The organism is Peribacillus frigoritolerans (assembly GCF_030676415.1).
GTDB classification, from domain to species: domain Bacteria; phylum Bacillota; class Bacilli; order Bacillales; family DSM-1321; genus Peribacillus; species Peribacillus frigoritolerans_A.
Genome location: NZ_JAUUTW010000019.1, coordinates 59878 through 75343 on the forward strand (window position 1 = coordinate 59878; position 15466 = coordinate 75343).

Here is a 15466-nt window from a genome sequence, read left to right on the forward strand (position 1 = left end):
ATCAGCTCTTTTTCTTATGCAACTATCGGGGCAGGTTAGTTCAACAAGATGTATATAATACATTCTATATAAATGAGAACTAATGGAGGCAATATTTCAAATGAAGAAAACTCAAGTTAGGGTGTACTTCAGATTATTTGGTGATGAATTTCTAAGTGAAGAAGTAACGAATAAGTTAGGAATTCCCCTACTCTTACTTACATAAAAGGTGAACTCATTAATCGAAGCAATGATTATAACCACGACTTCCCTTTGTATTTAAAAAAAGAAACAGCTCTAAAGGTTCTCTTGAGAATCTTTAATTTTAATTAAAAAAATACGAGCGAAATTTAATTCACTCGTATTTTTTTAAAACGATAGCTGCATTATGACCTCCAAAACCAAATGAATTGGATAGACCAGTACTTATTTCCACTTTACGAGCAACACCTGGTACATAATCTAAATCACATAATGAATCAGGCTTTTCTAAGTTGATGGTTGGAGGAATAATTCCTTCCTTTAAACTTTTTGCCAAAGCAATTGCTTCCACGCCTCCAGCTGCTCCTAACATGTGACCAAGCATAGATTTATTAGCTGTTATTGGGATTTGATAAGCTTTTGATTCAAATAGTTTTTTAATGGCCAGTGTCTCAGATCGATCTCCCACTTCTGTACTTGTTGCATGAGCGCTAATAACATCAATCTCTTCAGGAGAAATTTTTGCATTTTTCAAAGCCATTTTCATTGCAAGATAGGCTCCTTTACCTTCTGGGTGTGTAGCTACCATATGATAGGCATCAGAACTCGCACCATACCCAATGACTTCTGCATAAATTTTTGCATCTCTACGTAAAGCGTGAGACAAAGATTCCAAGATTAAAATTCCTGCTCCTTCTGACATGACAAATCCATCTCGATTTACATCAAAAGGACGGCTAGCTTTAGTTGGATTATCGTTTCTCGTTGATAATGCTGTAGCATTACCAAAACTAGCTAAAGATAAATCTGTTATAGCTGCCTCTGCTCCTCCTGCAAAAACGGCATCTGCTTCTCCAAAGCGAATAAGTCTGTATGCTTCACCAATAGCTGTATTTCCGATCGCACAAGCAGAAACAGGTGACATAGTAGGTCCCATTGCGTTCCACTTGATACTAATTTGGGCTGCGGCAGCATTTGAAATCATGGCTGGTACCAGGGTTGGACTAACTCGTCTTGGACCTTTCTCTCGAAGAGTATCCACATTATCAATCAATGTTTCAATTCCTCCTATCCCCGAACCAACATATACGCCAAGTCTTTCTAGATTGATATCATCAATATCAAGATTAGAATCAGTCCAGGCTTGTTCAGCAGCAGCCAAAGCAAATTGAGAAAAGCGATCTAGACGTCGTGCTTCATTTTTTCCTAAAGTATCATCTGCATTAAAATCACGAATAATTCCTGCAATTTTTGCTTTATGATTACTTACGTCAAATGTATCAATAGAGGAAATGCCCGATTTCCCTTCAGTCAGATTTCTCCAAAATTTTTCTACGTTGTTTCCAATAGGAGAGACTACTCCCATTCCGGTAATAACGACTCTTTCCATTTTTTATCACTCCAAATGAATAGTATAGTTGTATTATACTTCGGGATTATCCTATTACAAGTGAGTGTTTATCCTGGTATAATAACTACTAGGTTAAATTGTTATGATGGAGGTTTTAGAAATGAATGATAAAACCAGACTTGAAGCTTTGTCTTCATTTTTGAAAACGAAGCGATCCCAAATAAAGCCTGAATCTATAGGTATACCTGCTGGTACACGGAGAAGAACACCTGGCTTACGAAGAGAAGAAGTTGCACATTTGGCGGGAGTTAGTACTACTTGGTATACGTGGCTAGAGCAAGGTCGGGATATAAAGGTCTCTACAAGCGTATTGGATTGCATATCTACTGCTCTACAATTAAATAATGATGAACGAGAGTATCTATATGATTTAGCTTTAGAAGTGAATTCATCCATTATTCATCGAAAGAAGGATCAGCCAAAACTTAGTCCTTCTTTGGAAAGAATTTTAGCTGAGTTAACGTATTGCCCTACTATCATTACAGATCGGCATTGTCATATTGTAGGCTGGAACAATGCTGCTGCTCATGTATTTTTAGATTTTGAACAACTCCCAGATGACCAACGAAATTTGATCGATCTAGTATTTACAAGAAAAGAATTAAAAGCATTAGCTGTGAATTGGGAGCATTTTGTTAAGGGGTTTCTTGCCATTTTTCGTGCCTATTATGGTCACTACTTAGGTGATGAATGGTATAACCTATTTATTAAAGAAATGAGTAATTCTCACCCAGAATTTCAATCTTTATGGCAAGAAAGTCAAGTAAGTAAAGCTCCAGAAATGATGATTGAATTTAGACATGCTAAAGCCGGAAAGATGCTGTTTAATTTAACTTCTCTCCAAGTCCAGGGGGACATGGACTTAAGGTGCAGTATCTATACACCAGTAGAGGGAACAGCTACAGAAGATAAATTAAAACGATTAATGAAGAAAATCTCCATTGAAAGTTCATAAACCAGCAAATTTACTGTACTGAAAAATGCCAACTAAGGTGTTTTTTTCTTATTAAGCTAACGGGGGCGTAGCTTAAGATCAGAGCTGTCTTTAAGGCAGCTTTTTCTTATGGAGCTAAAGGGGCAGGATAGTTCATTAAGAGTTATAATTTAAATGGATAATTTTTACTTACTTTCGATATTTTATAGGAGGGTTTTTCCTTTGAAGATAACAAATATTTCTTTGGTTACATTTGCTGTAATCATTACAGTTTTAAATCACTTTGTTTCTCCAATTTTCTTCGATGTAGGACCTGATAGTTCAGGGACTGGCTTATCAATACTTTTATTAGCTATTGCACTATTAAATCATCTTAGGGAAAAATAATAATTGACTAATAGGTGCTTGAAATAAAACTCTAAACTTATTATTAAGCTGTTTTCTTGTTGCACTAACAGATGCGTTAGCTGAAGATCGGAGCTGTCTCTAAGGCAGCTTTTTTTATTATGGAACTAACGGGTCAGTTTAGTTCAAGAGTGCTGTTTGATCTTTGTTCAACAATTGGGCCATTTAATTGAATAAGTGTATATTTGAAATAAAGCTGCACTGCTTTGAAAAAACTCTGTATATAAGCGTGCGTTTGTTGAACAAGAAGTAAAAGGGGTGATACATATTATACATGACTAATATGTATCACCCCTTTTTGTAACTTTGTATGATTTTAGGTCTTGAAAATTTCAAACCAACATAAAAATCGGTATTATTTCTCTCTAATCTGCTCCGTTAGACGGTAGGTTATTACCCAATACAAAAGGGCCAAAGCGCTGACAGAGGCACCAAATAGACATACTCCGATCCATCCATAGTTTGCGTATATATTGGTTGAAACAATTGAACCCATGGCACTGCCGATGGAATAAAAAATCATGTAAGCAGCAGTAAGTCGGCTTCTCGCCTCAGGACGCACTGTGAAAATCATACTCTGATTGGTGACATGTACTGCTTGCACAGCCAGGTCAAGAAAGATAACGCCAATAACTAATGCGATCAGTGAGTGTTCGGTAAAGCTGATTAGGAACCATGATGCTAGCAATAAAACTAGGGCTATGCAGGTTGTTCGCTGCCCTAAACCTCGGTCAGCCAGCCCCCCAGCACGAGCAGCAGCTAATGCTCCGGCAACTCCAGCAAGACCAAACGCTCCAATAGCGGTATGTGAAAGAGAGTATGGTGGAGCACTGAGAGGTAGCACCAACGAAGTCCACAATGTACTAAACGCGGTAAAAATCAGCAGAGCCAGTACTCCGCGGATGCGTAGGATTCGTTCTTGCATGAACAATGTGAGCACCGAACGAAGCAGCTGCGGATAGGATAGTGACTCTCTTTCGCTTTCATCACGCGGGAGTACTCGGAACAACACGCCAGTCATGATGAGCATCATGGCGGCAGAAACTAGATAGACCGAACGCCAACCGGCGAGATCGGTTAGTACACCAGCGAATGTTCGTGCGAGCAGAATGCCGATCACGACTCCACTTTGCACCAAGCCGACTATACGTCCACGCTCGGCTGGGGCAGCCAAAGTCGATGCGAACGCTACAACCACCTGAGCCACCACAGCAAGCAGTCCGACCGCAGCTAACCCCGTGAAAAGCACTGTGATGATGGGGGCGATGCCAACCACAATCAGAGACAACACGGATAAAAGCATCTGACCGATGATTAGCCGTCGTCGATTCAGTAGATCACCGAGCGGTACTAGCAGTAGCAGTCCTAGCGCGTAACAAAGCTGAGTAATGGTAATGACAATGCCGATGGATGAATGGGCGATACCGAACTCGGTCGCCAGAGAGTCTAGCAACGGTTGTGCATAGTATATGTTGGCGACAGCCATCCCACAGGCTGTTGCAAACAATAGTGCCATATAGCGAGTCATGGTTGATCCGGATACTATTTGTAACTGAACCGTTTTCGTATCATGATCTTCAACTTTAATTGTTGTTTTTTCTTTAACCTTCACCTTTACCATTACTTACATCCCCTTTTTGTACTTAACAGTATAATATATCGTTCGGTATGAAATAATTTCTTATAAGGATAACCAACAAAACGTTTTGATGTCAAGTAAGATATGCAGTTATTTGAATGCTGTCCTTGAAAGAATCATCACAATTTGACAATAGGACTTTAATTAAATAAAATCATAATATACCGATTGGTAATTAAAAGGAGGATTAATTATCCATGACTCGAATTCGGCAAATTGATAAGGAGAGGACATTAGATGAATTGAATCAATTACCGGGGAATAACGAATTAACTGAAATATCTGGGGGCGATTCACCATCTCCAAAATTCCTACAGACAAACGAACAGATTATAAAAAGCTTCTTTGAAGTTGTCAGATCAGGTTGCAATCCCGAACAAGCTAAGTTTTTTATGGCGAAAGAGGTAAGAGCACATCAAGTGAATTCAGAAAGCATGGTGACCATTAAAAGGTCACCTGAGAATTATGCTGATCATATAAGAGAAATGATAGATTCATGGGGGAAATTTAAAATAGAAATTCAAGAATTAATTTCTCAAAATCAAAAAGTTCATGTCAGATGGAAGCAGACAGGAATGCATATTGGAGAGTATGAGGATTATCTGCCTACAAATAAAGAGGTTATTGAAATAGGTAGTGCCGTATACCGATTAGAGGATCGAAAAATAGTGGAATACTGGATTCAAGTGGACAGATTCGGAATCATTGAGCAAATAAAAAAGAATCAAGAACAAGATTAATTATCTAGTGAAGAAATTTTGTTTTTTGAAATGAGGGATTTATTATGGTTCGACAACGTGAATTTGATGAGGAAAAAGCGTTGGATGATGCTATGTTGCTTTTTTGGGAGAAGGGGTACAAAGCTACTTCGCTAAGCGATTTGACTGCCAAAATGGGGATACAACGACCAAGCTTATACTCAGCTTTTGGAGACAAAGAGAAATTGTTTGAGGCTGCATTACGCAAATATACAAAGCTACATGCTTCCCATATTCGAACAAAACTTCAAAACAATCTATCTGTAAAGGAAGTATTTCACACATTTTTTGAAGATTTGGTGGAAGAGGAATATAAAGAAAGTCCGAACAAGGGATGTTTTTGCATTAATACAATGGTGGAACTTGCCCCTCACGATGAAAAATTTGAAATCCTTACAAGGGAGCATCAGATGTATCTTTCGATCATATTTCAAGAAACGATTGTCCGAGGTATTCGCTCAGGTGAGCTCGAAAGCAGCCTTAATGCTAAAGTTTTAGCACAGACACTAGTCGTTTCATTAATCGGACTTACCGTGTTAATGAAATCTCGTCCAGAGCGTTCATTTGTAGATAATTCTGTAGCGATGATATTATCATTATTAAAATAAATTTATCAAAATTCCAGTTTTATCAATCATATCAGTCTCTGTGAATAAAGGGGGTTTGTATAAAGCCCAATCTATAAAATCGATTGCAGCTGTAATGCTAATTTTTATTAACCAAGTTACGGCAAGTTTTTTTAATAAAAGAATGATTCATTAATTATATTAAAAGCGTATTTTGATCAATCTTTTTTCAAAACACGCTTTTTCTTCGTTTATCAAGGTTATTAGTATCAATTTGATCAAACTTTATTTAAAGCAACAATACCATTGAGTTTTCACCTGATATTTTTGCAATTAGTTAACTGCAATACTAACTAATATTAGTAAAGTATTTTTCAATTAAAGGGCGCGATTCTTTAATAAGAATCGATTTTCTTAATGAACTAACTGATGCGTTAGTTCATTAAAGCGGAGCAAATGGGGGAGTTTAGTGGAAGAATAATAATGTGTTTAATTCTGATCAATAAAGCACTATTTAGGAGATTCAAAAAGGAGAATCCTTTGGATAAGGATTCTCCTTTTTATTATTGAAATCATTATATTTATTTTAGGCATGACTCAATCTAAATCTTACCAAAAACATAAATATAAGTCTATTTCTTTTTTGGTAAATATGGAAAAATTATGATAGTGTCAATGAAAAATTCCCTTAAGAAAGAGGCGATTTTGAACATGAAACAAAACATTTATGATCATCCAGAATTCTTCCAGAGTTACCGAAACCTACGTGAGTCTGAATCGAATTACAATGATTTACTAGAACAACCTACCCTAAGAGATATGCTACCTGAATTAAAGAATAAAATTGTATTGGATGTAGGCTGTGGTATGGGGGACTTCGCAAAGTATTGTGTAAAGGAACAGGCTCGGGAGGTCGTGGCGATAGACATTTCGAAGAAAATGATTCAAGTTGCTCAGCAAAGAAATTCCCATGAACGTATTAACTATGTAAATATTGCTATAGAAGATCTTCAGTTAAAACAACATGAATTTGATGTTGTAGTTAGTTCACTAGCTTTACATTATATACGGGACTATGATGTTGTCATAAAAAAAATTAATTTTAGTTTAAAAAAAATGGGGGTTTTTCTTTTCTCCATTGAGCATCCGATTGTAACAGCTAGAAGAAATATGGATAATTGGATAGTTGATAAAGAAAATAACAGATCACATTACGCAGTTGATCATTATCAGGAAGAAGGTGAAAGGCAACAACATTGGTATATAGATGGTATTGTTAAATACCACCGTACTTTTTCAACTCTAATAAATGGACTAATCCTGAATGGCTTTCAGATTGAGCAAATAATTGAGCCTATTCCCAATAATAAAGCATTGAATAGTTTACCAAAGATTATTAATGAGATGAGAAAACCGTCTTTTATGATTATTAGGGCAAAGAAAGTTTGGTAATATTAAATCTAGAACAATGCTTTCCTTTATAAGAAGTTTGAATAGACTTCTTTTTATGTATACTACTTTTACCTTTTTAGGTGCAAGTGGTTCGGCTTATGGGGAAGGTGGTTCCATCTTTAGTATCGTGACATATGGCTGTCTGGCCACAGTCATCTCCTATTGGACATTTCCTGCTATCTGGAGGTATGCAAAGAAGCACCAATTAGTTTCCCAATCAGACTTTTTTGTGAAGAAATATCAAAGTCCTTACCTTGGTGTGCTTGTTGCTGTAATAGGTGTTATAGCTTGTACTTGCTACTTAGTCCTGCAATTGAAGGGGTTAGGATATATCGTTTCAGCAACATCCTATGGAGTCATTTCTTCTACAGCTGCCATTTGGGTTGGAGCAATTGGTGTTACCATTTTTGTGATGGTTTCCGGTATTCACGGTTCTGCCAGGACAGCTATTTTGAAGGATATTCTGATTCTTGGCATCGTTGTATTTTTAGGAGTATATTTCCCGCTTCATTATTATGGCGGTATTCAACCTATGTATGAGGCTATTGAACAGGCAAAGCCGAACTATACCATACTTCCAGATCAGGGAATGAGCGTTTCGTGGTATATATCGACCGTTGTATTAAGCTCTATTGGATTTTATATGTGGCCGCACGGGTTTTCTCCTATTTATGCTGCCTCTAGCGAGAAAGCCCTGCGAAAGAATGCAATCCTAATGCCAATGTACCAATTGATTTTATTGTTTGCCTTTTTTGTTGGATTCGCAGCTATCTTACAGACGCCTGGATTAAAAGGCAGCGACGCCGATCTTATCTTGCTGCAGCTTTCTAAACAGGATTTTGATCCATGGTTTGTGGGCTTAATTGGTGGCACTGGCGTGTTAGCCGCTCTAGTGCCAAGTTCCATGCTGTTGATGTCTATATCAACATTGCTTGTGAAAAATGTATATAGCGTATTCACTCCATCGGCAACGGAAAATCAAATTGAATGTAGGAATTATCGCCCTATTTGTTAATGTCGCAGTCTTGGTGGTTGTCAGCCTGATGACAAAAAACATTACTTATACTCATCAAGATACTGATGATTTGGAGATATCAACAGTAGAGCACAAGGTCCTTGCAAAAAGAATCAAATAGCTAACTCAAGATGATTTTTAGATTAACTTCCGATATGTTTATGAAAAGCGAATGCCCACCAATTAAACTTTTCTGGGGCCAGTTTTGTAGCACTCTATTTACAGTACGGTGTCGCTGATAATATAGACCCACTAAAAATTGAGTATTTTTTGTCAAGTTGGTCCAGTGCATGATAATTCAATTGAACCCTAATTGGGGATGGTGTCTTTGATAATCCATGGGAACAAATTAATCATCAACGAGAGGTAAAATAGTTCATTTAGATCGCTTACTGCCCAATAACAAAGAAGATTAGCTGCAAATGAAACAAACCGGTCTGAATATGGCCGGTTTGTTTCATTGAGTTACTCTGTTTTAGAACTCTGATCTTTATTTCTTTTATTTCCTTTGCTGTTGTCCCCGCTAACAGGAGCTTGTCCGTGTAATTGCGGTGAATTTTGATTACGGCTGCCTTTATTAAATTTTTTTGTCATGTCTCACATCTCCTTTCTTTTTTCAAATACAGTTTGTCCCTTTTTGGTGAACTTATGTTTTTCAATTGAAAGGAACATCTTTATCCAAGTGATATTCAAAACCTTCATTCACGGCAAGGAAGCGGTGGCTCAGTAGGGATGACAGGTAGAATAATCATTACCCGTTGAAAAAGGGGCTCAGCTGCATATCAAGTAGATTGGTTAGAATTGAGTCACAGAGGAGTGAGTTAAAATCTAAAAATGCTTGACGGACCTTCAAGTTTATCGATCTGGAGCCAGCAAAGGGAATTGTCATTTCGCCTTGAGATTTTACACAGACAAAGCGTGCCAAATGGCTGTTATGACTGTTGAAAGTTCTGATTATGGAGATAAAATAAAATATCGTTAGGGAATGTTTCGAACTAGAGGATCTTTTAACATAAGTTCATTCATGAGGTTTAAATTACATAATTCCTACTTTATTTTTAATATGCTTGCAGTAGTAGTTTGTAGCTCTGAAAAAAAGAACAGTATATACAGATAAATGATTTCAAGGATACATGTGGTATTCTTTTTTAAAGCATGTATAAACACCTTCATAGTGATCTTTCCTTTCTTATTGTAATTTCATCAATTATACTAATGATTTTATACAAAATCTTCCTCTTTGTTAGATTACCTACCATTGTTTTTCTGAAAGTGAGATTTTGTTGAAAAAGAATCGTTCACCAATTCCAACTGGTGAATATCCTCATGTAAATGAAGGAAGGCTATTTTAAGTGGACAATATTTCCGACAATTACCTCGATATAATATATTTTACGTACTTTTTTTGGAATCACAAAAGCTGATTTTGTTTTGTACTTTATGAAGGCTCAATCGAATATTTGCTCCACAGTTACTAGCATTTGTACCATTAATTCGACATGAGAGTGCTTTTCTGGTCGCTGCTTTTTCTTCCTTAATAAGCGCTTTATTATTTTTCATGCTCTTTCAAAAAAGAATATTAGCGTATATTCAAAAGTGGGACATCATATCTCGGAAAAAATAAAAACAAAAGGCAGAAATATTCTGCCTTTTGTTCATCTGCCTTTTGCTAGTTATATAAAGTTATTTAAGTGGTTTTAACTCATGTATTAAACTATTCAATTCTATAGCATCGATATTATCTGGGAATTCTAATACAAACACCTAGGGGATACCCAGGGCTAAGATGATACAACTTAAAAAGATTATTCACCCTAATTGGGGACACGACGATCATTTGAGTGATCTTTGCAAAACCGGGGTAGACACGATTCTCAATTGTCATTTTTATGACCGTCATTACTTGGAATGTCATTTTTGTTTAAAAATTTAATAATTCCATTCACCAATCCAGGAGATAATGGCAGTTCAGGATTTGTATAGGTTGCTAAATTTCCCTTTCGATCTGCTGGGGCATCTTTCAATACATGATTCATCTTTTCGAGTATAAGTAATTCAGAATCGCTTTTTTCCTTATGTAACGCTTTTGCGTTAGTTGCCGGCACTTGAATGTCTCTATTGCCGTTTACGATTAGAACAGGTATATTCAGTTCCTTTACTAATTCTATCGGGTTATATTTTATCCAAGAAATCATGTAAGGTTGAACAGAAGGGCGGAATACACTCTGCAAATCAGCACTGACAGTCTCGACTTGTTTTCCTTGTTTTAGCTTTGTCAATATATCTTTGGATTCCGCTAATATCGTCGGTGTCAGTTGCCCTTCAAGCTGTTTAATGAGTACTTGGTCAATAGGTTCGCCTGCACCCGCTAATGATATGAATATGTCTGTTTCTGTTTTCTTTGCTGCTGCCATGCCAATTAAAGAGCCTTCGCTATGGCCGATGATGCCGATTTTGGAAAAACGGCCATCCTTTTTGGCAAATTGAACCCAAGCAGCTGCATCATCAATATACTGTTCAAATCTCAGGTCCTCTTCTTTTCCTGCCAATTGCATATTTTCACCAATTCCGCGCTTATCATACCTAATGCTTGCGATCCCTTTTTCTGCAAGGCTTTCGGCTAACATTTTCAAACTATTATTTTTTCCGGGATTTGCAATGGTGTTACCATCTTTATCGGTCGGACCGGAACCCGCAATTAAAATCATCACCGGAAAAGGCCCTTCATTTTTTGGTGTTTCTAAAAGGCCTTTAATGGTTCCGTTCTTTAAGTCGGCCTGCACGATTTCACCTGATTCTTTTTCTTCAACTGCCTGATCGGATTTCTTGACCAATTCAAAGGGGAACTTTTGCCCTTTTTGAACAAATGTTCCTGAAATCTTTTTCTGATCTACTTTCCCATCAAACGTTATTTGCTGATTTTGGATTTTCATATCAAAAAACAAGTCTGATTTACTTAACTTTACACTTGTTAAGGGGAATTCGTTCAACCCTTGTACAGGAATACTAATCGTTCCATCTTTCTTCGTAAAATGAACAATGATTGGAAGCGGTTGATTTGGAATCTTAATATCCCCCTCCCACCTGCCTTCAATAGCTTTCAAAGAGCTTACTTCCTTCGATTTCTCTTCCACCTGTACCGTGTCCTTTGTTCTGCAGCCTACCATTAATAAAAAAGCACTTACGATAATGCATATAATCGCAAAAGGTCTTTTCATTTGAACAATTTCCTTTCTTTAAATAATTAGAGATAAAAAGATATTTTTTATTAGAACATGTAACGTGTTTTTTAGTTTCGGTCATTCATATCCGTCTTCATTATAAGTAATTTTTCGTATATAATTCCAGTATTTTCCCTTACGGTTGCGTTTATTTCTCCGTTGTATCTTTTTAAATATGGTGGTAATTGAGGCTGTACAGATGGGGTGTTTTTAAAAAAATATCGAAGAGACATTCAATCAGTCAGTCTTAATCGCGAGCGCTTAAGTCGGTGTTGTTTTCATGGTACCTTAGAATTATTTGAATCAAACATTGACATCTAAAAGAAACTCTTTTAGAGTGGATGTGTAAATTAAATATCCTCGTTAGGTGAGGCTCCTGTGTAGGAGATACGCTACTGCCCAAAAATGTCGAAAGACGCCAATGGGTCAACAGAAACCATCGACATAAGGTGGTTTTTAATGTAGCTGGCTTTGTCCTATGCCACACAGTGCTAAAGCTCTACGAATGGAGGAACTGGATTTTATGCTTGTATTTGTCATTCAGTCGTATACGACTTTTTGTATTTGTCATCCAGACAATGTACGCATATTTTACCGTATTTAACACCTTCATTTTGTTATGGAGGTGTTTTTATTTTTTTCCTGGAGGTGAGAGGATAGTGGATAACTATTCACGACGACATACTCGAAGCTTGATGAGAATTGAATGAACATAATGATTTTGGAAGGGGAATAATAATATTTTTTTTACTCTTATATATTTAAGGGGAATATTTTTTGGCTCCCCTAAAAAGGAGTGAGTGACGAAATGATAAAAGTCCTGACGGAAGATCAAATAACTTTACAAATCATAAAAGTTTTAAAAGAAGGAAAAAAGAAAGAATTTCAAGCAATATTAGAAGAACTCCAACCATATGACATTGCTCGAATTTTTGAGGGGCTCCCAGAAAAACACCATACACGCTTCTTGTTGTTCCTTGATTCAGAACAAATCGCCGAACTGATTCAAGAAGTTGAAAAAGTACATCAATTAAAAATCCTTAGTAAATTAGGAATAGAGAAATCCGGCCATGTAATGGATTTAATGGATAATGATGATCTAGCTTCATTATTAGAGGACCTATCCCCTGGAAAAATCGAAGAACTTCTTTCAGGCATGAAACAAGAAGAATCAAAAATCGTTCAAAATATCATGAATTATCCCCCTGAAACGGCCGGGCGAATAATGACAAACCGTTTTGTATGGATCCCCCAACATTATACGGTTCGTGAATCAGTTGAAAAACTGAAAATTTTTGCGGAGTTTTCGGAAACGATCAACTATCTTTATGTCATAGATAATGATAAAAAATTAGTAGGTGTTGTCTCATATCGGGATTTAATAATAAATGATGAATCTGAAAAAATTCAAGATATTATGTATAGCCGGGTTATCTCCGTATCTGCTTATGAAGACCAAGAAGAGGTAGCTCGTGTTATTGAGCGATATGATTTTTTAGCAATTCCTGTAGTTGAAAAAAATAATGAGTTATTAGGAATAGTAACCGTTGATGATATTATTGATGTTGTCATTAAGGAAGCGAATGAAGATATTGAAAAATTATCGGCATCCGGTAAAGCTATAGACTTTGACACGAAGGCGCACGTAGCCGCATATCGTCGGCTCCCATGGCTTATTTTACTTTTATTTATCGGATTAGTGTCTGGAACTATTATAAGCGGTTTTGAAGAAACATTGTCCAAAGTTGTTGCACTTGCTTTCTTTATGCCGATGATCGCAGGGATGACTGGAAATACAGGTACTCAATCTTTAGCTGTTGTTGTAAGAGGCCTAATCACTAGTGATACGGATAAAGGAGTCGTTACCAGACTTATTATACGGGAACTGAAAGTTGGATTGATAATAGGTATTACCTGTGGAATATTAATTTCCATCATAGCTTATGTTTGGCAGGGAAATCCCGTTCTGGGATTAGTGGTTGGAAGTTCGTTAGTGATGACCCTAATTATCGGGACTTTAGCTGGGACCATTATTCCTTTGATATTATATAAATTCAACATCGATCCTGCAGTTGCTTCTGGTCCGCTAATTACAACACTAAATGATATACTCTCGTTACTTATTTACTTTGGAATTGCAACAATGTTTATTTCAAAATTGATGTAGACTATCCATTAAACCAAGTTCACATATGTTTGCAAAGTTTTTTCAAGGGCGAACATAGTCTTAATGATTGCGGTACAAATTGTCCACGCTGATGTTTTAAATCGGTGAAAGTGCGGAGCTTGATCATCTGCCAAGCAGGCCAATAAAAATAGTGCATTTCAAGCTGCGGCCTTTTCCCGGTATCCAATCGGGGAAAGGCCGTTAAATTTTTCTAGGAAGCGAACCGTATATTGAAATGAAAAATATGGGACATAATAGGTCGTAGCAAGTTTAGGGTTTTCAGGAAAGGCTACATAAAGAGTGTTGTGGAAGCAATAGCCAATCATATTTTTTGACCTATGAACTTCATCAGTGATACGCTTCTTTTCGAAATTACGTATTCAAAACCAAGGAGGAACAATGATGACACAAACCAAACAACAAATAATCACCCTGGCAAATCGTCCAAAAGGTATGCCTTCGAAAGGGGATTTTAACTTTGTTGAGAGTGAAGTTCCCACACCAAAGGATAATGAAATTTTAGTACGTACACTCTATTTATCTGTCGATCCATACATGCGTGGCAGAATGCAAGATACTAAATCATATATTGCTCCATTTGAATTGAATAAGGTTATCACGGGTGGCGTTGTTGCTGAAGTGGTTGAGTCCAAATCGAATTCCTTTAAACAAGGGGATGTCGTTGTTGGGAATATCGACTGGGCAGAATACACAGTTGTGACCGAAAAGGAAATCCGCGTGATTGATCCCAAGGTGGCTCCGGTCACAACTCATTTAGGGATTCTTGGAATGACCGGTTTAACTGCTTACTTTGGCTTGCTTGATATTGGTAAACCTCAAGAAGGTGAAACTGTAGTGGTTTCAGGAGCGGCTGGAGCAGTTGGTTCAGTAGTCGGACAAATTGCTAAGATTAAAGGTGCGAAGGTTGTTGGCATCGCTGGTTCAGATGAAAAACTTGAGTATTTAACGAAAGAGCTCGGATTTGATGGAGCCGTAAATTATAAAAGTGATAGTTTTGCGGCAGATTTAGCTAATGCTGTTCCCGATGGAGTCGATGTTTATTTCGATAATGTGGGCGGCGAGGTGTCCGATGCTGTTTTCACACTTTTGAATGCGAATGCCCGAATACCATTATGCGGAGCGATTTCCTCGTATAATGCAGAAGGAAAAGATCTAGGACCGCGTCTGCAATCGGCGATGATCAAAACGAGTGCACTAATGAAAGGTTTCACAGTAGGAAATTATGCCTCTAGATTCCAAGAGGGTGCTATGGATTTAGGTAAGTGGCTTCAAGAAGGAAAGCTGAAGTATGAGGAAACGATTATTGAAGGGTTCGAAAACACACCTGATGCATTTTTAGGGTTGTTTAAAGGAACGAACCTCGGTAAACAACTTGTAAAAGTTGCGGAACCTGAATTTGCTCAACTATAAGTTTTATGGAATAAGCTGAGGAAGGTCCTTTGTTGTGATTTTTATGCAGCTTATTATAAAAGCGGCCTTTTTTCGATATTCAATCGGGGAAAGGCCATTTTCCTTTTCATAAAAAGATATAATCCCAGACTGTAGACAAACTCGATGAAAATCGAAGTTTGTCTACAGTTCTTTAAGGGTTTATACAGTCCTCTTCCGAATCTCTGAAATTAGATGCGATACATACGACATTTAAACAGGCTTTTGAAATAAAAAAGAATCCATTTTCTTCTCAATCATTTGATAGC

Annotated in this window: 11 protein-coding genes, 1 pseudogene and 1 riboswitch; of the genes and pseudogenes, 8 read left to right on the forward strand and 4 right to left on the reverse strand. The window is 37.1% G+C overall.

Annotation, left to right across the window (positions count from 1 at the left end; genetic code table 11):
* Positions 1-334 precede the first annotated feature (334 nt).
* Positions 335-1570, reverse strand: a complete 1236-nt coding sequence (gene fabF / locus Q8G36_RS17850) for a beta-ketoacyl-ACP synthase II (RefSeq protein WP_305162008.1) — start codon at positions 1568-1570, stop codon at positions 335-337.
* A gap of 121 nt (positions 1571-1691) precedes the next feature.
* Here fabF and Q8G36_RS17855 point away from each other — a divergent pair, with 121 nt between their 5' ends.
* The gene (locus tag Q8G36_RS17855; protein WP_305162009.1) at positions 1692-2546 is read left to right on the forward strand and encodes a helix-turn-helix transcriptional regulator; all 855 of its coding nucleotides are present in this window, start codon (positions 1692-1694) and stop codon (positions 2544-2546) included.
* Positions 2547-2747: 201 nt separating this feature from the next.
* Positions 2748-2912, forward strand: coding sequence for a hypothetical protein (locus Q8G36_RS17860; protein ID WP_305162010.1), 165 nt, complete (start codon positions 2748-2750; stop codon positions 2910-2912).
* 373 nt (positions 2913-3285) lie between these two features.
* On the opposite strand, the gene Q8G36_RS17865 is transcribed toward Q8G36_RS17860, so the two are convergent.
* The gene (locus Q8G36_RS17865) at positions 3286-4458 is read right to left on the reverse strand and encodes an MFS transporter (RefSeq protein ID WP_305162041.1); all 1173 of its coding nucleotides are present in this window, start codon (positions 4456-4458) and stop codon (positions 3286-3288) included.
* A 308-nt stretch (positions 4459-4766) separates the two neighbouring features.
* On the opposite strand from Q8G36_RS17865, the gene Q8G36_RS17870 reads away from it, so the two are divergent.
* The 4 genes and pseudogenes from Q8G36_RS17870 to Q8G36_RS17885 all read left to right on the forward strand — a co-directional run.
* Complete coding sequence (locus Q8G36_RS17870; protein ID WP_370694103.1) at positions 4767-5309, forward strand: ester cyclase; 543 nt, start codon at positions 4767-4769, stop codon at positions 5307-5309.
* Positions 5310-5353: 44 nt separating this feature from the next.
* Positions 5354-5935 carry a TetR/AcrR family transcriptional regulator gene (locus Q8G36_RS17875; RefSeq protein ID WP_305162011.1) on the forward strand — a complete coding sequence of 194 codons (582 nt, stop codon included), beginning with the start codon at positions 5354-5356 and terminating at the stop codon, positions 5933-5935.
* 669 nt (positions 5936-6604) lie between these two features.
* Positions 6605-7345 (forward strand): class I SAM-dependent methyltransferase, encoded by a 741-nt coding sequence (locus tag Q8G36_RS17880; protein ID WP_305162012.1) that lies wholly within the window; start codon positions 6605-6607, stop codon positions 7343-7345.
* 55 nt (positions 7346-7400) lie between these two features.
* A pseudogene (locus tag Q8G36_RS17885) lies at positions 7401-8330 on the forward strand (sodium:solute symporter family protein); the annotation flags it as partial.
* 495 nt (positions 8331-8825) lie between these two features.
* On the opposite strand, the gene Q8G36_RS17890 reads toward Q8G36_RS17885, so the two are convergent.
* Both Q8G36_RS17890 and Q8G36_RS17895 read right to left on the reverse strand, forming a co-directional pair.
* Complete coding sequence (locus Q8G36_RS17890) at positions 8826-8954, reverse strand: hypothetical protein (RefSeq protein WP_255256698.1); 129 nt, start codon at positions 8952-8954, stop codon at positions 8826-8828.
* A gap of 1280 nt (positions 8955-10234) precedes the next feature.
* Positions 10235-11578 (reverse strand): alpha/beta hydrolase family protein, encoded by a 1344-nt coding sequence (locus Q8G36_RS17895; protein WP_305162013.1) that lies wholly within the window; start codon positions 11576-11578, stop codon positions 10235-10237.
* A 355-nt stretch (positions 11579-11933) separates the two neighbouring features.
* Positions 11934-12099, forward strand: a riboswitch (M-box (ykoK) riboswitch).
* Positions 12100-12389: 290 nt separating this feature from the next.
* Between Q8G36_RS17895 and mgtE the strand changes: the two genes are divergently transcribed.
* Both mgtE and Q8G36_RS17905 read left to right on the forward strand, forming a co-directional pair.
* Positions 12390-13748 (forward strand): magnesium transporter, encoded by a 1359-nt coding sequence (gene mgtE, locus Q8G36_RS17900; protein WP_305162014.1) that lies wholly within the window; start codon positions 12390-12392, stop codon positions 13746-13748.
* 402 nt (positions 13749-14150) lie between these two features.
* Positions 14151-15179 carry an NADP-dependent oxidoreductase gene (locus tag Q8G36_RS17905; RefSeq protein ID WP_305162015.1) on the forward strand — a complete coding sequence of 343 codons (1029 nt, stop codon included), beginning with the start codon at positions 14151-14153 and terminating at the stop codon, positions 15177-15179.
* Positions 15180-15466 lie beyond the last annotated feature (287 nt).